The organism is Bradyrhizobium sp. 154, from assembly GCF_023073875.1.
Classification (GTDB): domain Bacteria; phylum Pseudomonadota; class Alphaproteobacteria; order Rhizobiales; family Xanthobacteraceae; genus Bradyrhizobium.
On the sequence record NZ_JADPKG010000117.1, the window covers coordinates 43,437 to 64,101 of the forward strand.

A 20,665-nucleotide genomic window follows, 5' to 3' on the forward strand; every position below is an offset into this window, starting at 1 on the left:
CCCCGTATGAACTTCGACCAAGCGTTGAACGGAATTCCCATGTTGAAGGAGAAGGTGGCAATCGTCACCGGATCGACCAGCGGCATTGGGCTGGGAATTGCCCGAGAACTGGCCCGGCTTGGCGCCGACCTTGTGTTGAACGGTTTCGGCGACGCGAGCGAGATCGAGGCAATCCGCAAGGGGATCGAACACGACCACGGCGTGCGCGCCGTCTACGACGGTGCCGACATGTCGAAGGCAGATGCCGTGCGCGGATTGATCGCCGCGACGGTCGAGAAATTCGGCCGCCTCGACATCCTCGTCAACAATGCCGGCGTCCAGTTCACCGCGCCGGTCGATGAGTTCCCGGCCGCCAAGTGGGATGCAATCCTGGGAATCAATCTATCGGCGGCGTTCCACGGTATCGCAATAGCGGTGCCTCATATGAAAAAACAGGGTTGGGGGCGGATCGTCAACATTGCCTCAACCCATGGCCTCGTCGCTTCAACGCATAAAGCCGCTTACGTCGCGGCCAAGCACGGGCTGGTCGGCTTGACCAAGGTGGTTGGCCTGGAGACGGCGGGAAGCGGCGTTACTTGCAATGCTGTCTGTCCCGGCTGGGTGCGAACGCCTCTGGTCGAAAAGCAGATCAGCGACATGGCTGCGCAACGCGGCATCAGTCAAAAGCAAGCCGCCGAGGAACTGCTGTCGGAGAAGCAACCGTCTCTCGATTTTGTCTCCCCGGAGCAGCTTGGAGGCACCGTGGCCTTTCTGTGTTCACCTGCGGCGGACCAGATCACGGGAACAGCGATCTCCGTCGACGGCGGCTGGACGGCACGATAGCTAAGCCCAAATGAGCAATTCTTCACAAATATCGAATGCCGAACGAGCTCTCGCACATGCGCCCTGGCGCGATGCGATCCGCAGTCCCTGCTGCTGGCTCTTGCTAACGGAGAAGCATTATGAAGACGCCTTCGCTTTGGAAGGTTGTAGGCCTTTGCCTTATGACCCTGGCATCTGTCGCACACGCCCGGTCATCCTATGACGGATCTTGGGATCTCGTCTTCGTGACACAAAGAGGCGCTTGCGATCCAAGTTACACTTTCACCGTCAATGTTTCAGACGGGATCGTCTCGCATCCGAATCTTCTGAAATTCAGAGGATATGTGGCAAGATCGGGGGCGGTTCACGCGTCAGTTGCAGTACATGACAAGCACGCCTCGGGATCTGGAAAGCTCGCCGGAGCCACCGGCCACGGCAGGTGGAGCGGCCGCGCGGGGAGTTCGCTATGCTCGGGCTATTGGACCGCTCAACGCAATTGACCGATAAAAAGGGCGAAGCAACGGGCGCCGAGCCGCTGACTTGCGGGCGGCATTGAAGACCACCGCGCTGGCAGCCACGCTCCTGTTCGCTCACGGGCAGACCACAGAACGGACGATTACGGTCGCCGAGCGGCTTGGGCGCGCGCTCGGCGTGGCGGTAAAGGTGCTGCCTTACTGGGGCGAACTTATCGTCGAAATCGACGGCGCAGCCGTCTTTCAAATCGTCCCAGCCAAGCCACTGGGCGTCGATATGGGCAGGGTGCTGGCCGTCACGAGGGTGGTGGATCAGGTCTGCGACGGAACGTTGCCCGCGGAGATAGCGCAATCCGCGCTCATGTCGGCTGGCCGCCTGCCGCCAGCTTCCACGCCACGTTTCACTTTGTTCGCAGCCATTGGCGCGGCTTCGCTTGGCATCATTTATGGCGCTCTCGACGTGACGAGCCTGCTGCTGATCGTGGCCAGCGCCACCATCGGCGCACTCGCCCGCCGCGGGCTCTCCGGCTTCAGTACCAATCCACTGATCCAGCCTCTTTGCGCCGCGTTTATAGCCGGTGTCGTGGCTGCTGTTGCCGGCCGCCTCCAGACATCAAACGCAATAACGCTGGTCGCTCTCTGCCCCTGCATGGTGCTAGTCCCCGGCCCGCATATCCTCAACGGTGCTATCGACCTCGCTCGTACGCGCATCGCGCTGGGAATCGCGCGATTAACTTACGCCGCCGTGATCGTGATCCTGATTAGCGCCGGCCTCCTGTTCGGGTTCGCGGCCGTCGGCACAAATCTCCCGATAGGCGAACCATCTCCGCCGGTGCCTCTGGTCATGGACGTGATTGCGGCAGGATGCGCCGTCGCCTCATTCGGCACGTTTTTCTCAATGCCGTGGCGTCTGTTGGCGTTCCCGATCGCCGCAGGCATGCTCGCCCACGCCGCACGCTGGGCACTGATCACCGTCGCGGGAGGAAGCGCCGTGACTGGGGCGCTAGTGGCCTGTATGCTGGTTAGCGTCATCGCAACGCCGCTCGTCGATCGTCTGCGTCTGCCCTTTGCAGCTCTCGCTTTCTCTGCCGTTGTCTCGATGATACCCGGCTTTTTCCTGTTCAACGCGGCCGCAGGCGTTGTCGAATTGGTCTCGATCGGGCCGAGCGCGCCAGTGGCTCTGCTCACAAGCATAGCTACGAGCTGCGCAACGGCATTTCTGATCATCATGGCCATGACGTTCGGACTGATCCTCCCGCGCATGCTGTTCGAGCACTTCCTTGCTCCATCTGTCTGAACGCGGCACAAGCATCCTACGCATCGCAAGGCCGTTCAAGAATGCCTCGGTTTCAGCGAGCCGTTTGATGGCATTGTTATCGATGACGGGTCATTGGCGGAGCAGGCTTTTTGTTGGAGACGAGACCCATTTTCGGCTGTAGCTCAAAGGGTATGTTTTGGTCTGGTGATCTCGACAATGCGTTAGTTACCAACGGAGGTTGACTCCACTCTCGCCGCACCGCCTCCATTGTATCCGGTCGTTCGAAGCGACAGCAATTAAGTGAATTGCGCGACAGCAGCCGTCGCGCTAGTTCCGTGATGTTACCCTTAGTCGCCGCGCAAACTGCAGCTTCCGAGCGTGGGTCGGTGGACGGACGTGGCGCACGGAACTCGAGCGATTGAGGTCGGATGCGAAATGTGACGATCGGCCCGTCGGTTAGATCGCAACCCGAACGGAATGTCGGTATCGGTGGTTGCGCCTCCCCGCAACCAAGTTGGCAAATAACCTCAGCAGTCTGAAGGACTTGCTGGGGTTATTTTTTGTCTGAAATCGAGCCCAATAACATCAACGGCTTAGCCCACAGGTTCAAATCAACCCGCAACCACACTCATCGCTTCGTCACGGTTGCAGACATTACTGCTCCGGCTGCGCTGAGCTTGGCCATCCGAATCCAGAAAACATAACGCGTGCCGGCCGAGCACGGCTTATCTTGGCGATTTTTAGGATTTCATTCATGAGGAAAGAGAACGAAGAAATTCCGATCACTGCCACTTACGTCATTTCAATCCGCGCAGATCAGGCCCTCAAGACGCTCGCTCGTCTGATCGGTCTTGCACGCGAGCAGTTCGAAGCAAACAGGCCCAGCCGCACAGGCATCGCTATCTCGCCCAAAAGGACGAATCGCAACTCGCAGGCAGCACTATAGCTGCATTCGCCCTGCTTTCAGGCGTTCGGAAATGGACTTTGGTAAACGGTCCCAGCGCCAAGCTCGCGCTCGATTTCGAGTAGGCGATCGTATTTCGCGAGCCGCTCACTGCGGAACAGTGATCCGCCTTGATCTGTCCACTGCCCATGGCACGGTCCTCACGGAGCATCGCTTCATAGCCTCAGCTCAACGCGTGACCGGCTAGCCCGTAGACCCACGGTTCATTTTCCTTGCGGTTCAGGAATCGCCGGCCCTTAGACATCGTTGTGACGGTCTCGGTCATTCCGAGGCGGCTCTGTTGGAGGAAGTCGGCAAACAGACCCGTCTGCTCCCGCGTATCGACGCGGACGAATTGTCCCGCGAGATCCTTAAGATGCACAGCGGTGAGATGGATCGCGTCACAATCATTGCTGGCGACGATCGGGCCGATCACATGACCGCGCCCGAATCCGCGTTTCATGGAAAAACCGACGGCCTCTCCGCCGCGGCGCAAGACGGAGATTGACGCACCTTCAGAAAGCAATGCGAGCAGCCTCTGCCTGCTAGTTCCGAACGCGCGTTCATCCAGTGCCGCGATCTCGCCGATGTTCGCCGTGGACAGCGAGCTCACTTCACCGACCAGAGCCGGCACCGGCGGAGGTGGTGAGACGATTTCTCCTTGCCACAGATATACGGTGGCTTCCTTCGTGAACCCCAGCGACAGATATAGATGATAGGCGGCATGGGTTGAGTTGAGGGCTAAATTCCGGTCGCCACACCGCTCGAAAACCTGCTCCATGAGCCAGCGGCCAGTACCTTGTGCCTGGGTTCGGGGCGATGTGATCACTAGGCCAATCGTCGCGAATTCCTGACTATAAGGGAACCACATCGCGCTGCCGAAAACGCGGTCTATGCCATCAACGGCGACGATACCGTGGCCGGCGCGGCGTAGGAAATCCCAGTCCTTGGGGCGATGCGGCCAGCCGACTCCGATCGAAAGCGCGTGGAGCAGCTTCACATCAACGTCATTGATGTCCTTGGCCACCAGTTCAAAGGACTTCACGCGTACCGTTCGTCCCATTCAGCTCATCCATTCCTTCGCGGGGCTCAAAGCCCGCGGCCTATCTCCCGCCGGCCTTCTGCTGCGTGCCGCACAAGCCCTCTTTTGCAGCAGCATAGCGCAGAAGGCCAGCAGGTTTCACCTGTTTGGCACGCGGTATTCGGAATGATCCGCCGCCAGTGCAACTCGATTCAGCAGGGAAAGCTACTGGTTGCGGCCTATCGATAGCCAGCAACAGCAGACAGGGTGAGCCCCCGTGAACGTTGTAGGCTTCGCTGGAGGGCTCGCCGCCTTTCCAGCCCTCGGTGGCGGGCCAGGCCGCTCTCAACGCGCCGCATCCCGGGCGAGGACCTGAGAGGACCACGTCAATGGCGTTCCTTTTCAATTCCGATGCTGCTCGGGCGGCTATTTTCCGGCAGGTCTTTGCGCGCGAGCTCCCTGATCTCGAATTCTATCATTCCAGCGAATCCTTCGAGCCGGAAGAGGTACGGTACCTACTAACCTGGAACGTGCCCGACGATCTCTCGCGCTTTCGAAATCTGGAGATGCTCTTTTCCATCGGTGCGGGGGTCGATCAATTCAAGCCGGAGACCATACCCGACCGCGTCAAGCTCGTGCGCATGGTCGAGGATGGCATCATACGCATGATGCAGGAGTACGTCGTGCTTGGGGTGCTGACACTCCATCGCGAGATGCTTGCCTATCGGGAGCAGCAGCGAAGAAGCCTATGGCAGGCTCTTGCAACGCCGCAGGCGGCCGATCGGCGCGTCGGCTTTCTGGGCCTCGGCATGTTGGCGCAAGCCGCGATTGATTGTCTGAAGCCGTTTGGATTTCCGCTTGCCGCGTGGAGCCGCAGCAACAAGAAGATCGAGAGTGTCTCCTGCTTCCACGGCGATGGTCAGCTTGGCGAGTTTCTGAAAGCAACGGACGTTCTGGTCTGTCTTCTGCCCCTGACGGAGCAAACAAGCGGCATCCTGAACGCACAGCTGTTCTCTCTCCTGCCGGCCGGAGCAAGGCTGCTGCATGTCGGCCGCGGTCCGCAGCTTGACCAGGGCGCACTCATCGAAGCGCTCGATAGCGGGCGTCTGGCCGCAGCGATGCTCGACGTGACCGATCCCGAGCCGCTGCCGGAAGACCACGCGCTCTGGTCGCATCCGAGGGTGATCATCACGCCGCATATCGCGTCCGTGACGCAACCGCATACGGCCGCGCAATCCGTCATACAGAACATCCGGCGCCATCACGCCGGACGAAATCCGATCGGCCTCGTCGATCGAACGCTCGGCTACTAACAGGAAAGATGCCATGTCACTTCTGATTGCCATCGACACGAATCCGGACTTCGCACCGAAGAAGGCCGTGCCGGCTCCGGAACGGCTCATTTCGGGCAATCCGTCCTTCAAGACCTGGGCGCAGGACGCCTCGAAAGGCGAGAAGGTGCTGACTGGCGTCTGGGAGGCAACCCCCGGCGAGACCCATTCCATCAAGGGCACCACCTTCGAGTTCTGCCATATCATCTCGGGTCGTATCGAAATCGAGGAAAAAGGTGGTGAGACGAAGACGTTCCGCGCCGGCGACAGCTTTGTGATGAAGCCGGGCTTTGTAGGCGTCTGGCGCACGATCGAGACCGTGCGGAAGATCTATGTCTGCCACTATGACTGAGCACGATGCCTGACTGCGGCCTCACTAAACGACGGCCAGAACAATCGACTTTCGAGATCCCATCTGACCGGATTCAACGCGGCCAGACGCTTCCTTCTCGATGAAATATGCGGCGCGCGGTGCTGTATGAGACGGCTTTGTCTCGCCAATCACATATCCGGCAGTGATGGCGGTTTGACCCCGAAGAGCAAGGGAACAAATACATGGTTGCATTGAAAGACGAGGATCTGTTTCGCCAGCAGGCACTGATCGGCGGCCACTGGCGCGACGCGAGTGCGAAGGCGACGGTTGATGTCATCGATCCTGCTAGCCAGCAAGTTCTCGGCACCATCCCCGATATGGGGTGCGAGGAGACCAGGGCCGCCATCAACGCTGCGGCTGACGCGTTCAAGCATTGGAAGACCACGGCTCATGCTGAACGTGCAGTTCTGCTGGAGCGCTGGTATGACCTCATGCGGCGCCACGAGCAGGACCTCGCGCTGTTGCTGACGTTGGAGCAGGGCAAGCCCTTGGCGGAATCGCTCGGCGAAATCCGCTATGGGGCCTCCTTCGTCAAATGGTTTGCGGAAGAGGCGCGCCGGATCAACGGATCGACGATCCCGTCACCCACGATCGATCGCCGCATTCTGGTTTTAAAAGAGCCAGTCGGCGTCTGCGGGATCATTACGCCCTGGAATTTCCCCAACGCGATGATTACACGCAAGGTGGCACCCGCGCTGGCCGCGGGCTGCACCGTCGTCATCAAGCCCTCTGAATTCACACCGTTCTCGGCCCTCGCGATCGGTGTGTTGGCGGAGCGGGCAGGAATTCCACCTGGCGTGATCAACATCGTGACGGGCATGCCGGCGGACATTGGCAAGGAGCTGATGGCCAATGAGACCGTCCGCAAGATCTCGTTCACGGGATCGACTCGCGTCGGCGCGCTGCTAATGAAAGGTGCCGCCGACAGCATCAAGCGGCTCAGCCTCGAGCTCGGCGGCAATGCGCCGTTCATCGCCTTCGACGATGCCGATATCGACAGCGCCGTGGAGGGCGCAATTGCATCTAAATTCCGTAACGGCGGACAGACATGCGTCTGCTGCAATCGCATTCTCGTGCAATCAGGCATCTACGATACCTTTGCACAGAAGCTCGCCAGCAAGGTCGCGAAAATGAAGGTCGGCGCCGGTACGGAAGAAGGAGTCGCGATTGGGCCGATGATCAATGGCGCGGCGATCGAAAAGATCAGGCGGCACGTCGTGGATGCCCTGGACAAGGGCGCAAAGATCATCTCGGAGAGTGAGGCGGTGCCGGAAGGTCGGCAATATGTCCGGCCCCTCGTGCTCGGCGGCGCGACGACTGAGATGCTACTGGCTTCGGAGGAGACCTTCGGGCCGGTCGCGCCGCTTTTCCGGTTCGAGACGGAGGACGAGGCGATAGCGATCGCAAACGGTACGCCCTTCGGTCTTGCGGCGTATTTCTACACTGAAAACCTGAAGCGTTCCTGGCGTGTTGCCGAAGCGCTGGAGTTCGGCATGATCGGCCTGAACACCGGCCTGATCTCGACGGAGGTCGCGCCTTTCGGCGGTGTCAAACAGTCGGGACTGGGACGCGAGGGATCTCAGCTCGGGATCGAAGAATATCTCGAGAGCAAGGCTCTCCATGTTGGCGGCTTGGGCTGAGCGTCCATCGCATCTGAAATAAGAAAGGGGGCGGTTTGAACCGCCCCCTTTTCCTTGACCAGCGCAGATCTCTATTACTGAAGTGCCGCGAGAGATCCCGAAAGAACTGCGCTCAGGCGCTTTTGCGAAGAGGCTCCAGGCCGACTGCGGCAGCCAAGCCACCGATGCCGGAGACCTCGGTGTATTCATAGAAGGGGTTCGCCGGCTCGTGACCGCGGTTCACCCATACCTTGCTCTTGATACCCAGATCGTAGGCCGTCATCAGATCGTAGCGGAACGAGGAGGAGACGTGAGTGATATCTTCCGGGCCGCAGCCCAGCTTGTCGAGCATGTATTCGAAGCCTTTCATGTGCGGCTTGTAGGCGCCAGTCTCCTCGGCCGTGATGACCATGTGGAAGGGAGCGCCGAGCTTCTCCACGTTGGACATGATGAGGTTCTCCATTGAGTTCGACAAGATGACCAGCGGGATCTCTTTGGCAACCTTGGCCAGACCAGCCGGGACGTCGGCATGCGGACCCCACGTGTGGATCTCTTCATTGATTCGCTGGGCATGCTCCGGCTGAAAGACGATACCATTGCGCTTGCAGGCGCGCTCCAGGGCGTTGTGCACCACCTCGAAGTACGGTTTCCAGGCGCCGAGAACCTCGTCCAGGCGATAGGCTGAAAAGTCCTTGATGAGCTTTGCCATCGCCGCGGCAGAAAGCTCCGAGCCATAGACACGGGTCGCCGCGCCGGCCATGTCGAAATTGGTCAGCGTGCCGTAGCAGTCGAAGGTGATATATTTGGGTCTGAACGTCGCCATAGCTCCAATCCTTGCGATCTCGCACCGCTTGCCGGTACGACACCCACCATAGCGAGCAGCCGACGAGATAAAGCGCCGATGTCGCGGTGGTCGGGAGCAGATTGTGTCGTATCGGATCGCAGCCGTGGTAGAGAGTTGCGCGACGACGGCTCTCCTCGTTTCGCCTCAATGCCGTCGCCGCACCATGCCGGCATAAGATGCCACAGTGGTGCCCAATCAAAGTCAAAACGCCCTTCGTCCATGTCCTGCCTGGGAGCAACTGCTGTCTTCGGCAACTTATGTTGAGCCTGCACACAACGGGCTGCTCGCACAAACATCGCGGCCGATCTGGAGGACAATATGTTGAGCAACTCGCTGATTGAGCTCGATCGCGCGCATCTGATTCACCCGGTCTCTTCTTATCGAAGTCATGAGGCGACGGGCGTCCGCGTGCTGAAGTCAGGCAAGCGCGCGACGCTGACCGATGCCTCGGGACGTCAATTACTGGATGGCTTTGCGGGTCTGTGGTGTGTCAATGCCGGCTACGGACAGGACAGCATCGTTGAAGCGGCTACGCGGCAGCTGCAGGAGCTGCCTTATGCGACGGGTTACTTCGGGTTGGGCTCCGACCCGGCGATCCGGTTGGCCGCAAGGCTGGCTGAACTGGCGCCTGGCGATCTGAACCATGTCTATTTCACGCTGGGCGGCTCCGATGCCGTCGACAGCACGATCCGCTTCATCAGGTACTACTATCATTCCAAAGGGAGGCCGCAGAAGGACCAGTTCATTTCCGTCGAGTCTGGCTATCATGGATCGTCGACGGCAGGGGCTGGCTTGACGGCGCTGCCCGCCTTTCATGCAGGCTTTGGGGTGCCCCACACCTGGCAGCACAAAATCCCGTCGCACTACGCCTATCGCAATCCTGTTGGTTCCCATCCCCAGGCCATCATTGCGGCGTCGGTCGCGGCCTTTCGGGCCAAGATCGCCGAACTTGGCGCCGAACGCGTCGCCGCCTTCTATGTCGAGCCGATACAGGGGTCAGGAGGCGTCCTCGTTCCGCCGCCGTCCTGGCTGAAGGCCATGCACGCAGTCTGCAAGGAGCACGATATTCTGTTGGTTGCCGACGAGGTCATCACTGGCTTTGGCCGTGTCGGTCCGCTCTTCGCCTGTGAAGAGGATGACGTCGTGCCGGATCTCATGACCACGGCAAAGGGGCTGACCTCGGGTTACGTGCCGATGGGGGCCGTTCTCATGTCCGACAGCGTCTACAACACGATTGCCGATGGCGCCGGGAAGGCGGCCGTCGGCCACGGCTACACCTATTCCGCTCATCCCGTCAGCGCAGCCGTTGGGCTCGCGTGCCTTGATCTCTATGAAAATGGCTTGCTGGAAAACGGCCGGAAGGCCGGGCACCGCCTGATGGAAGGTCTTCGCGCGCTGGCCGATCATCCGCTTGTCGGCGATATCAGGGGTCGCGGCATGCTGGCGGCAATCGAGCTTGTCACCGACAAGGAGCGCAAGACACCTTTGCCGGCGGAGGCCGACGCGGCGCGCCGCATTTTCGACCGTGCATGGGATAACGGCCTCGTCATCCGCGCCTTCGCGCAAGGCGTGCTGGGCTATGCGCCGCCGCTGTGCTGTACGGATGGGGACATCGCCGGCATCATCGAGCGGACCAGGATGACGCTCGACCAGACCCTCGAAGACAAGGACGTCCGCGCGGCGATGAAAGGATAAGGGCCGAGCCTGTCGCTAGCCGTTGAATATGCTTTCGAGCGGCAGATGCGATTTCACGATCGGGGACTTCAGCACGACGAAACTGAAATACTTATCGATCCCGATATCCATCTCGACCAGCCGTTCCATGACGGCCTGGTATTCGCTGATGCCCGCCGTGATGAACTTGACGAGATAGTCGTACCCGCCCGAAACGAGATGGCATTCAACCACGGAATCGATCTTTTCAATGGTCGTGAGAAAGCGCGCGAAATCGATCTGCCGGTGATTCTTGAGGGTGATTTCAGCGAAGACAGTTAGAGTTTGTCCGAGCTTGGCAACATCGATCTGGGCGGAATAGCCGGTGATGAAGCCTTCCGTCTGGAGCCTTTTGACGCGCATCAGGCACGGGCTCGGGGAAAGATTTATCAGCTCTGCGAGCTCGACGTTGGAAATCCGCCCATTTTTCTGCAGTTCGCATAAAATTCTGATGTCGATCTTGTCGAGCTTCATAGAGATGCCACGAGATGGGGTGAGACAACGGCGTCTAGGCTTCGAGCTTCAGCGTCATATGTAGTCTCATAGCATCAATCAGCATCTTTTCCCAACCGGGGCGGAGACCGGATCTAGAACTCGCTGACCTTGCCCCAGGCGCTCATTTTCAGTCGCTCCGGCCTGTAGGGGCGTGGATCGACGATCGGCGTACGACCAGTGATGATGTCGGCAATCATGTGCCCTGCGCCGGGGCCTATTCCGAAGCCGTGACCGCTGAACCCCGCCGCGAGGATGAAACCTGGAATTGCCTCAACTTCACCGATGGCCGGCACGCCGTCCGGCGTGCTGTCGATATAGCCGGCCCAGACGTTGGAGATTGCAACGCGCCGGAGTTCAGGCAACAACTCGCAAGCTCGTTGATGTGTCAGCCGAATCTGCCTCATGTCCGGACGGGGATCAAGTATCCGATTCAGCTCCATCGGGGTGACCTGATCGAGCGCCCACTTCCCCATAGATTCATGCCCCTGCCGCAAGCCCTCGAAGGCCCCAGGGGCAAGGCTTCGCCACCGCCGGACGAACATGGGCAGGAATTCGCGGCTGAACCTGAACTGCTGCGGCGTCGGGTCGACGCGTGCGCGACCACTGATTGCCAGCGTGTATCCGCCGTTGCCACGTCGCGTGACCGACACCAGCGAGTTGTGCATGGCGTCAGGCAGGCCAGTTGCGCCGGGTCCCACGGCGAGAATGGACTGGCGCACCGATGCCTGCGGGAATCGAATTCCGAGCTGGTTGCAGAACGACGAAGCCCAGGCGCCTCCCGCCATCACCACCGTCTTCGCCCGGATCGTGCCCGCCTCGGTCACCACACCGCTGACCCGGCCGCCACTGAGCTCGATGCCGCGGGCCGCGCAAAGCTGGTGCACCGTGCCGCCCGCCGCCATGATCCCGCGCGCGGCGATGGGCACTGCCTTTGAGGTATCTGCCGTCCCATCGGTTGGAGAGAAGACACCGCCTTTCCATTTGCGGCCCGTCGCCTTGCCTCGCTCGCTCGCCTCTTCCAAGCTCAACATATGTGTCGTGACGCCAACGGTCCTGGCGAAGTCGCGCCACTTTGCCCAGCCGGCCAACTCATTTTCGTCGTTCGACAGATACAAAAGCCCGCAGCGGCGGAAGCCGGTATCCTCACCGGTCTCATGGGCAACCTTCTCCCAGAGATCGAGGCTCTTGGTTGCAAGCGGCAGCTCGCGCGCGTCGCGGTTCTGCTGGCGGCACCATCCCCAGTTGCGGCTGGACTGCTCGGCTGCGATGCGGCCCTTCTCAAGCAAAGCAACTTTGAGGCCGCGACGGGCGAGATAGTAGCTTGTGAATACGCCCACGACGCCGCCGCCAATGACGACGACGTCCGCCTCACGGGGCAGGGACGGACTGGATTCGATGTGCAGGACCGGCGCGCTCATCGGGGTATGATCTCCGGTGGTTGCCGCATCGTACCCGGCGGATTGCGGCAGGCCCGGCGGACTTTCACGGCGGGACCAAACATCGTGCGGTTTGCTGCCTTCGATACAGGCAATTATTGCGTAATTAGTTTGCTCGCCGCAGCTTGCAGCCTTTGGGGCTGATTCACGCGCCTCTCGCATTCCATTGGCCTGCCTCCTGAGCAGGGGGCGTCGCAGGCATGGCGGCGCAGACTGAAATGCCAAACCGGCCTTCGTTTTCAGAAGTTCATGCTGCCCGGATGCCACCTTTCGGCGACTCCGCGGTGATCGAAATCATCAAGATTGGCAGCACCAATCGATCGATCAGCCAAGGTCCACGGAGGCAACTTGCATGAGCCGTGTCCAGGAGCAGGCCTTCGCAGAAGCGATCAAGCCATGACGTGGATGCCAGCTGAGGTTCGCTTTGATCGAAAAGGCCGATCGGGTCGCTACGCTCTGAGCAATAGCTCTTGCTTCATGCGCGAAGAGGCCTGAATCATGTCGCAGCCTCCAATGAAGGAATGGCAAGTTGAGCGGCGAATTATCGACCTGCCCAGGGAGCGCGAAGGCGCAAGGATCCGAAGGCGCCGGCCGCGTCAAGATGACGGCACTGGCTTGAAAGGGGAGGATGCTCATATGGCTTCTGGCATCCAGGTGGTAAGCCCCGCCGATGTCGCGCTGTCGGTGCGCGAGCTGACGGTGAGTCTGCCTGAAGGAATGGAGCGGGCCCACGCCGTCGAAAACGTCTCTTTTGATCTGAAACGCGGACAGATTCTCTGTATCATCGGGGAATCTGGATCGGGCAAGTCGGTCACCGCCAATGCGATCATGGGGCTTCTGCCGAAGGTGATCAGAGTCACCTCGGGGGCGATCCACCTGAATGGGACGAACATCGTAGGCCTCGCGCCTGAGAAGCTCCGCAGCCTGCGCGGCCGAGTCGTCTCGATGATCTTTCAAGATCCTCTCTCGGCGCTCAATCCGCTGATGACCGTGGGCGCGCAGATCGAGGAGGTGATGGCCGCGCACGACGTCGGTACGCCGGCCTCGCGTCGCAGCCGGGCGATAGACTTATTGATTGAAGTGGGTCTGCCTGATCCGCAGCTCATGTATCACCAATATCCCTTCCGGCTTTCGGGCGGGCAGCGGCAGCGGGTGATGATCGCCATGGCTCTGGCGCTCGAACCCGCGATCCTGATCGCGGACGAGCCGACCACCGCAGTCGACGTGACGACCCAGGCGCAGATCCTGCAATTGATCCGGGACATTCAACGCCGCAAGGGAATGAGCGTCATGTTCATCACCCATGATTTCGGCGTCGTCGCGGAGATTGCCGACCACGTTGTGGTGATGGAGAAGGGCCATTGCGTGGAGCAGGGCAGTGCCGCGCAGGTGCTGAAGTCGCCCGGTCATCTCTATACGCGCCGCCTGATCGCAGCCGTGCCCCACCTGACCGGCAAGGACCGCGTTCCCTCGGAAGCCGGGGAACGAGCGTCGATTCTGAAGGTCGAATGCCTGGCAAAGACTTATCGCAGCGGCAGCGCGCTTTTCCGTACGCAGCGCATCGTGCCCGCGGTCAATGGGGTCAGCTTCGACCTCACGTCGGGACGCACGCTCGGCGTCGTCGGGGAAAGCGGTTCGGGCAAGTCGTCGCTCGGGCGGCTGCTGATCAAGCTCATGGCGTGCGACGGCGGCTCGATTCTGTTCGAAGGCCGCGACATCGCCGGGCTTTCCGAAGCCGAGTTTCGGCCGCTACGGCCGAAGATCCAGATGATCTTTCAGGATCCTTTCGCATCGCTCAATCCGCGATCGACGGTCGGGCAAATTCTCGCAGTCGGCCCGGTCGCGCATGGCATGCCTTATGACGAAGCTTGCGAGCGCGCGCGGGAGCTTCTGGCCCATGTCGGGCTGGATGCAGGCGCCTTTGAGCGCTATCCGCACGAGTTCTCCGGCGGGCAGCGCCAGCGCGTCGGCATCGCGCGCGCGCTGATGTTCAAACCAAAATTGCTGATTGCCGACGAAGCGGTCTCGGCGCTCGACGTATCGATCCAGGCCCAGATCTTGAAGCTGCTCGACCAGATCCAGCGCGAGACCGGCGTCTCGATGATCTTCATCACCCATGATCTGCGCGTCGCAAGCCAAATCTGCGATGAAATCGCCGTCATGCATCGAGGACAAATCGTGGAACGTGGGCCGCCGTCCCAGATCTTCCTCGATCCGAAATCCACCTACACGCGAGAACTGGTGGCAGCGATCCCGGGCGAGCAACCCGGGAGCATGCCCGAACGTGCAGATTATAGCGGACAGCACAACGGAGGAGCTACGTTATGACCAAGCATTCTGCGACGACACCGAACTACTCGCGGCGCGATGCTCTGCGAATGGTGGCCATCGGGGGAGCTGTCGGCATCTTCGCGCCAAACCTGTTGGGCAAGCCTGCGTTTGCTCGCGCTTCGGCAAAGCCAAGTGGCCGCGTGATCGTCGGGCTTGGACAAGAGCCGACCGTTTTCAATCCGCTGATGGCCCACATTGAAGTGGATGATGGCGTGCATTTCTCGGTCTTCGATGCGCTCTTCCGCATCGATCCTCAAGGCGTCATTCAGCCAAATCTCGCCGTGGAAGTGCCGAACCAGAAGAACGGGGGCATTTCGGAGGACGGCCTGAAATGGCGCATTCGCTTGCGCGACGACGTCCGCTGGCACGACGGCAAACCATTCAGCGCCGAGGACGTGAAGTTCACGCTTGAACTGATCACGAACCCCAACTTCCGGAGCTGGCGCACGGCGGGCCATGCTCTCGTGCGCGACATCACGGTGGTCTCACCCACGGAGATCTCGTGGCGAATGGAAGAGGCTTTTGCGCCGTATTTGTCCTTCCTGACCGAAACCTTCATTGTGCCCAAGCACATCCTCGAGAAAGAGGCCAATCCGAACAACGCCGCCTTCAACCAGGCGCCGGTCGGAACCGGTGCTTTCAAGTGGGAAAAGCGGGTTGCCGGCGACCATCTCGAGCTCGTGGCCAACACCGATTATTTCGGTGAAGGCCCGCATATCGAGCGGCTAGTGTTCAAATACATTCCCGATCTCACCGTCCTCTACACCCAGTTCAAGAGCGGCGACATCGATCTCGTAGGTCAACCCTACATCACGCCCGATCACTATGCGGAAGCCAAGACGCTGCCGAACCGTGTCGTGACGCTGGTCCCAAGGACCTCGTTCGAGTCCTTCTACCTGAATCTCGAGCGCCCGCAGTTCAAGGAGCTTGCGGTTCGCGAGGCGCTCTATGCGGCGATCGACAAGGAGTCGATCATCCAGGGGCTCTATTACGGGGTGCCGACCGCGACAGAGACCTTCATGCCCAGGCAGTCCTTCTTCTTCAACCCCAATCTGCCCCCGCACCAATTCGACGTGAATCGCGCGGGCAAGATTCTCGATCAAGCCGGCTGGGCTAAGGGCGCGGACGGCATTCGTGCCAAGAACGGCGTTCGCCTGTCCTTTTCCAATTCGACCACGTCGGGCGATCCGCTTCGCGAGCAGCTGCAGCAATTCCTGCAGCAGACCTTCGCGCAGCTCGGCGTCGAGATGAAAATATCGAACCTACCGGCCGCCGTGATGTGGGGCGAGTTCTGGATGCAATCGCAGTTCGATTCCGTGATCGTCGGCAGCTCGTATCTGATTGGCGCCGATCCGGATGTCACCAATCGCTTGCACTCGCGCTCGATCGGAGCGAAGGGCGGCCGCGGCTCGAACAATGCGCAGTATGCAAATCCGGAGGTCGATGCCCTCCTCGACAAAGGCGCACGCACCTTCGATCCCGAAGCGCGTCGCGCGATCTACTCTCGCGTACAGGAACTTGTGCGCCGCGACCTGCCTTTCCTGCCGCTGTACCAGAGCAACTCGGTCGAAGGTCTCAAGAAGGGGATCAATGGATTCGTCCCGAACGGCAATACTCGCACTGAGTCCTGGAACGCGCTTGCCTGGTATTGGGCGAGCTGATGTCTTGCCAGACCGACCGCTGCGGATGGCATTGCCACGCTAATGGAGGACTCAAATGTCCGCCTTCCTGCTGAATCGTCTCTTCCAGAGCATCGTGCTGCTGGTGATCGTCTCGATCATCGGTTTCACGGTTCTCAACCTCATGCCGGGCGGCCCCCTCGCGCAATTCGGGCTCGACCCCGGCATGACCCAGAAGGACGTCGAGCGGCTCGCTTCACAACTGGGCCTCGATCGCCCCCTGTGGATCCAGTATCTCGACTGGGCCTGGCGACTGGTGCAGGGCGACTGGGGACACTCTTTCCGCGACGGCTCTTCCGTGCTCGCAGTGATCGGCCGCCATCTGCTGGCGACGCTGCTGCTGATGGGCACATCCACCGCGTTGGCGATCGCGGCCGGCACGTGGATCGGAATCCGCGGTGCCACCCACCGCTATTCCCTCTTCGATTACTGCGCCACTGTCGGCGCCATGGTGGCGCTGTCCGTTCCGACTTTCTGGTTCGGCCTGATCGGCATCTACATCTTTACTCTGAAGCTCGGTTGGGTGCCCGCAGGCAACATGTACACGATCGGCGACGGCTCGGTGCTGGACTATCTGCATCACCTGATCTTGCCGAGCCTGGTGCTGTCGCTGGTTCATGTCGCGATCTGGAGCCGTTACATGCGGACGGCAACGCTCGATGCGCTCAGTCAGGATTTCGTCAAGACGGCCCGGGCCAAGGGCGTGAGCGAACGCCGCATCTTGCTGAAACACGTCATCGGCAATGCGCTGTTGCCGATGATCACGCTGGCCGGGATGCAATTGCCCAGCATTCTCACCGGCGCGCTGGTCACGGAGACCGTGTTCACCTGGCCGGGCATGGGGCGGCTGTTTCTCGACAGCCTTGGCTACAGCGACTATCCGGTCGTGATGGGGCTGTTGATCTTCTCGGCCACCCTGGTCGTGTTGGGCAATCTGATCGCAGATATCGTGATCGCCACCGTCGATCCACGCATTCGCCTGGCCTGAGCTTGCGGACTCACGCCAGATAAGAGGAGCGAGTAGATATGACCGCCATCGTCGCGCACGCAGCTCCGACCCGCTGGTGGAGCAGCCGTGCCGTTAACCGCTTCATGCGCCACCATCTGGCACTGCTGGGAATCGCGATGATCACGCTGCTTGTGCTGGCGTGCGCCATCGGTCCCTATGCTCTACCCTACGACTCCCTCCAGATCGATCTACGCGCCCGCTTTGCTCCGCCCCTGACAGGCAACCATTATTTCGGCACGGATCCTTTGGGGCGTGACCTCGCCGTGCGGCTCTTGATGGCCGGGCGCGTCTCGCTGGCGGTGGGATTCTCCGCGATGTTGCTATCGACGTTGATCGGTACGCTCGTCGGCGTGACGGCCGGTTATCGCGGAGGCTGGGTCGGGGCGGCACTGATGCGGATGGTGGATGGCTTCCTGGCCTATCCCTCGATCTTCCTCGTGCTGGCGCTGGCCGCAACGCTGCGGCCGAGCCCGGTCATGATCACCGTGATCATTGCCGTCACGAGCTGGATGGAGACGGCGCGAATCGTCGAGGCGGAGGTCCGCTCGCTGCGCGAGCGCGAGTTCGTCCAGGCTGCGCGCATGGTCGGGCTTAGCAGGGCGCACATCATGTTCCGCGAGATCCTGCCCAATGCCATGGGTCCCATCATCGTCGCCGCAAGTCTGGCCGTCGCGCGCGCGATCCTTCTGGAGGCCTATATCAGCTTTCTCGGCTACGGCATCCAGCCGCCGCTGCCCAGCTGGGGCAACATGCTCAATGGCGCCCAGCAATATCTGGCGAGCGCTCCCTGGCTCGCCATCATTCCCGGCGCCGCCATTACGATGGCGGTGACGAGCTTCAATTTCATCGGTGACGGTCTGCGCGATGCACTCGACGTTCGAAACGACCACATCTGAACGATTTGAACCGAGCCGCGGCTGAACCCATCAACCATACGAGAAGCAAAGCCATGCACGCGCCGAGAGTCGCCGAGAAGGCCACGCCCTATTGGTGGGAAGCCGCGCCGCTTGAGCCGCCGTGCCAGCAGCCAATAGCCAAGAAGCTCGACGTGTTGATTGTGGGCGCGGGCTATGCAGGGCTCTCGGCCGGTCTGGTGCTGGCGCGCGAGGGCCGCTCGGTTGCGGCCTATGATGCCATGGACCCTGGCGAAGGAGCTTCGACGCGCAACGGCGGTATCACCAGCGGATCCATTCGGCCCGACTACGCGACGCTCACGCGCCGGTTCGGAGATGAGAAGGCGCTGGCGATCGAGGCGGAAGGCAAGGCCGCGCGCGAGTTCCTGTACGATTTCATCAGGATGGAAGGCCTCGCCTGCGACTTCCAGCCGGTGGGGCAGTTCAAGGGCGCCTTCGGCTATGAGCAATACGAGGCCATGGCGCGGACCGCGGAGAGGCTCGCAAGGAAACTTGGAATCGAAGCTTACGCAGTTCCGTATGCCGAGCAGCGCAAGTACATCGGCACCGATTTCTACCGCGGCGGGACGGTTCGGATGGACATCGGCGGGCTGCACCCGGCGAAGTTCCACGCCGAACTGCTGCGGGTCGCGCTCGCTTCTGGACTGACAGTCCACGCGCGGACGCCCGTGATCTCGATCGACAGAGATGGCTCCGATTTCCGCGTCGTCACCGCGGCCGGTCCGGTGCAGGCGCGTCAGGTACTGGTGTGTACCAACGGTTACACCGACGGCGCCGTACCCTTCCTGCGCCGCCGGCTGGTCCCGGTCCGCAGCCGGATCATTGCAACGGAAGAGCTTGCACCCGAAGTCATGGCGCGGTTGATGCCGAAACGCATGATGATCACGGAGAATCGGGAGGTCGGCTTCTATTACCGGCCTTCGCCCGATGGCAAACGAATTCTGCTCGGCGGCCGCGACAGCTCCCGCGTCGGCGATCCCATCGCTCCGAAGCTGCTTTTGCGCAAGGGCTTGGTCAATCTATTTCCGGAACTGGAGAGCGTTCGCCTCTCGCACAGCTGGTTCGGCAATGTCGCCATGAACCGCGACATGATTCCGCGCATTTTCGAAAAGGACGGCATCGTCTATGCAACCGGCTTCTGCGGCTCGGGCGTGGTCTGGGCGCCATGGGTCGGAATGCATGCCGCCCAAAAGCTCATGGGACACGAGGAGCGGGCGCGCACCGCGTTCGACTTCAGGCCTCCAGCCTTCATCCGGTTCTATCGCGGCAATCCGTGGTTCATGCCTGCGTTCATTCAGGGCTACCGGATGCGTGACCGGATCGCGATGTGGCGCGCCAGCCGCTGACGGCAGATTGGCTGCGATGCTGCATCATCTTCGAAACACTATGCCGAACTTTGCTCCAGCTTGGTTGCGTAATGCCGTCGAGCTCAAGATACGCTGCAGGCGATCCGAGGACCAACAGAAAGCCCTCATCACCATCGGCCACTGGCGATTAGTCGGGCAACTCCGAGCAAAAGACATCGAAGCATCATGACAAGCGCAGCGTACCAGGGAAATCGTGTCGAAGAAAACGTGGTCCTGGTTCCCTTCGCCAGAGAGCATCTGCAAGGCGCCCTAAAGCTCTCGCAGGAGATGTCCTGGCCCTATCGGCTTGAGGATTGGGATGTCGCGCTGCAGTTGGGCCATGGCTATGTTCTCCAGCGCTTAGGTGAGGTGGTCGGGACCGCGGCCTGGTGGCCGTATGGCGACACCTATGCGTCCGCCGGGATGATTATCGTGGCGAAAGCCGCCCAGGGCCGCGGCTACGGGGCGCGCCTGATGGACGCGCTCTTGGCGTCCGCGCGCCCACGGACGGTCATGCTGAATTCGACGGCGGAAGGCATCATGCTCTACCGACGCCGTGGCTTCGTGCCTTTAGGGACCATCCATCAGCATCACGGCATCCCACGAGGGCGTTTTGAGATGCCGCCGTCCGGCCTCATCAAGCCGATGGCTGTATCGGATTTTGAGGCCATCACGCGGCTCGATCAGGAAGCTACGGGTTTGGAGAGGCGGCGGATGCTGGATCGACTCCTCCAGAGCGGTGATGGCTATGTCCTGCAACGTGGCGGCACGCCGCGCGGCTACGCCATCTGTCGCCTCTTCGGCCGCGGCCATGTCATCGGCCCTGTCGTCGTCGATAGCCCGGCCGATGCCCGCGCGTTGATCGAGGCTGCGCTCGCACCGCTCGGGCGTTCCTTCGTCCGCATCGACACCTCTGCCACGTCGCAGCTCGGAGAGTGGCTCGATGGCATCGGCCTGCAGCAGGTCAGCGACGCCACGACCATGATCCTGGGGACACCGGCGCCTTCGACCGGACCAGCACGCCTGTTCGCGCTCGCTAACCAGTCGTTTGGCTAAGGAGACATCGACGTGGGAAGCTC

Annotated in this window: 17 protein-coding genes; 13 read left to right on the plus strand and 4 right to left on the minus strand. The window is 60.9% G+C overall.

Going from position 1 to position 20,665, the window contains the following annotated elements; translation table 11 throughout:
* Positions 1-39 precede the first annotated feature (39 nt).
* The 3 genes from IVA92_RS31235 to IVA92_RS31245 all read left to right on the plus strand — a co-directional run bounded on the left by IVA92_RS31235 (position 40) and on the right by IVA92_RS31245 (position 3,478).
* Complete coding sequence (locus IVA92_RS31235; RefSeq protein ID WP_247278888.1) at positions 40-822, plus strand: 3-hydroxybutyrate dehydrogenase; 783 nt, start codon at positions 40-42, stop codon at positions 820-822.
* A gap of 531 nt (positions 823-1,353) precedes the next feature.
* Positions 1,354-2,571, plus strand: coding sequence for a threonine/serine exporter family protein (locus IVA92_RS31240; protein WP_247278848.1), 1,218 nt, complete (start codon positions 1,354-1,356; stop codon positions 2,569-2,571).
* 715 nt (positions 2,572-3,286) lie between these two features.
* Positions 3,287-3,478: a hypothetical protein gene (locus IVA92_RS31245; protein WP_247278847.1), complete on the plus strand. Its 192-nt coding sequence runs from the start codon at positions 3,287-3,289 to the stop codon at positions 3,476-3,478.
* Positions 3,479-3,659: 181 nt separating this feature from the next.
* On the opposite strand, the gene IVA92_RS31250 is transcribed toward IVA92_RS31245, so the two are convergent.
* Positions 3,660-4,538 (minus strand): GNAT family N-acetyltransferase, encoded by an 879-nt coding sequence (locus IVA92_RS31250; RefSeq protein WP_247278846.1) that lies wholly within the window; start codon positions 4,536-4,538, stop codon positions 3,660-3,662.
* A gap of 347 nt (positions 4,539-4,885) precedes the next feature.
* Here IVA92_RS31250 and IVA92_RS31255 point away from each other — a divergent pair, with 347 nt between their 5' ends.
* The 3 genes from IVA92_RS31255 (at position 4,886) to IVA92_RS31265 (ending at position 7,840) form a co-directional block, all read left to right on the plus strand.
* Positions 4,886-5,809 carry a glyoxylate/hydroxypyruvate reductase A gene (locus tag IVA92_RS31255; RefSeq protein ID WP_247278845.1) on the plus strand — a complete coding sequence of 308 codons (924 nt, stop codon included), beginning with the start codon at positions 4,886-4,888 and terminating at the stop codon, positions 5,807-5,809.
* Between the two features lie 13 nt (positions 5,810-5,822).
* Positions 5,823-6,179, plus strand: coding sequence for a cupin domain-containing protein (locus IVA92_RS31260; RefSeq protein ID WP_247278844.1), 357 nt, complete (start codon positions 5,823-5,825; stop codon positions 6,177-6,179).
* Positions 6,180-6,382: 203 nt separating this feature from the next.
* Positions 6,383-7,840, plus strand: a complete 1,458-nt coding sequence (locus IVA92_RS31265; RefSeq protein WP_247278843.1) for an NAD-dependent succinate-semialdehyde dehydrogenase — start codon at positions 6,383-6,385, stop codon at positions 7,838-7,840.
* A 112-nt stretch (positions 7,841-7,952) separates the two neighbouring features.
* Here the strand turns inward: IVA92_RS31265 and IVA92_RS31270 are convergent, their stop codons facing one another.
* Positions 7,953-8,642 (minus strand): haloacid dehalogenase type II, encoded by a 690-nt coding sequence (locus IVA92_RS31270; RefSeq protein ID WP_247278842.1) that lies wholly within the window; start codon positions 8,640-8,642, stop codon positions 7,953-7,955.
* 339 nt (positions 8,643-8,981) lie between these two features.
* On the opposite strand from IVA92_RS31270, the gene IVA92_RS31275 reads away from it, so the two are divergent.
* The gene (locus IVA92_RS31275; RefSeq protein ID WP_247278841.1) at positions 8,982-10,358 is read left to right on the plus strand and encodes an aspartate aminotransferase family protein; all 1,377 of its coding nucleotides are present in this window, start codon (positions 8,982-8,984) and stop codon (positions 10,356-10,358) included.
* Between the two features lie 15 nt (positions 10,359-10,373).
* Here the strand turns inward: IVA92_RS31275 and IVA92_RS31280 are convergent, their stop codons facing one another.
* Entirely contained in the window at positions 10,374-10,850 is a 477-nt protein-coding gene (locus IVA92_RS31280; RefSeq protein WP_027544593.1) for an Lrp/AsnC family transcriptional regulator, read from the minus strand.
* Positions 10,851-10,963: 113 nt separating this feature from the next.
* The gene (locus IVA92_RS31285) at positions 10,964-12,289 is read right to left on the minus strand and encodes an FAD-binding oxidoreductase (RefSeq protein ID WP_247278840.1); all 1,326 of its coding nucleotides are present in this window, start codon (positions 12,287-12,289) and stop codon (positions 10,964-10,966) included.
* A 654-nt stretch (positions 12,290-12,943) separates the two neighbouring features.
* Between IVA92_RS31285 and IVA92_RS31290 the strand changes: the two genes are divergently transcribed.
* The 6 genes from IVA92_RS31290 (at position 12,944) to IVA92_RS31315 (ending at position 20,642) form a co-directional block, all read left to right on the plus strand.
* On the plus strand, positions 12,944-14,635 hold the full coding sequence (locus IVA92_RS31290; RefSeq protein ID WP_247278887.1) for an ABC transporter ATP-binding protein: 1,692 nt from the start codon (positions 12,944-12,946) through the stop codon (positions 14,633-14,635).
* Positions 14,632-16,299, plus strand: a complete 1,668-nt coding sequence (locus IVA92_RS31295) for a peptide ABC transporter substrate-binding protein (protein ID WP_247278839.1) — start codon at positions 14,632-14,634, stop codon at positions 16,297-16,299. The genes IVA92_RS31290 and IVA92_RS31295 overlap by 4 nt, the downstream gene beginning before the upstream one ends.
* Before the next feature lie 55 nt (positions 16,300-16,354).
* Entirely contained in the window at positions 16,355-17,305 is a 951-nt protein-coding gene (locus IVA92_RS31300; protein WP_247278838.1) for an ABC transporter permease, read from the plus strand.
* Between the two features lie 38 nt (positions 17,306-17,343).
* Positions 17,344-18,222, plus strand: a complete 879-nt coding sequence (locus IVA92_RS31305; RefSeq protein WP_247278837.1) for an ABC transporter permease — start codon at positions 17,344-17,346, stop codon at positions 18,220-18,222.
* A gap of 53 nt (positions 18,223-18,275) precedes the next feature.
* Positions 18,276-19,586, plus strand: coding sequence for an FAD-binding oxidoreductase (locus IVA92_RS31310; protein WP_247278836.1), 1,311 nt, complete (start codon positions 18,276-18,278; stop codon positions 19,584-19,586).
* A 186-nt stretch (positions 19,587-19,772) separates the two neighbouring features.
* Positions 19,773-20,642: a GNAT family N-acetyltransferase gene (locus IVA92_RS31315; RefSeq protein ID WP_249797167.1), complete on the plus strand. Its 870-nt coding sequence runs from the start codon at positions 19,773-19,775 to the stop codon at positions 20,640-20,642.
* Positions 20,643-20,665 lie beyond the last annotated feature (23 nt).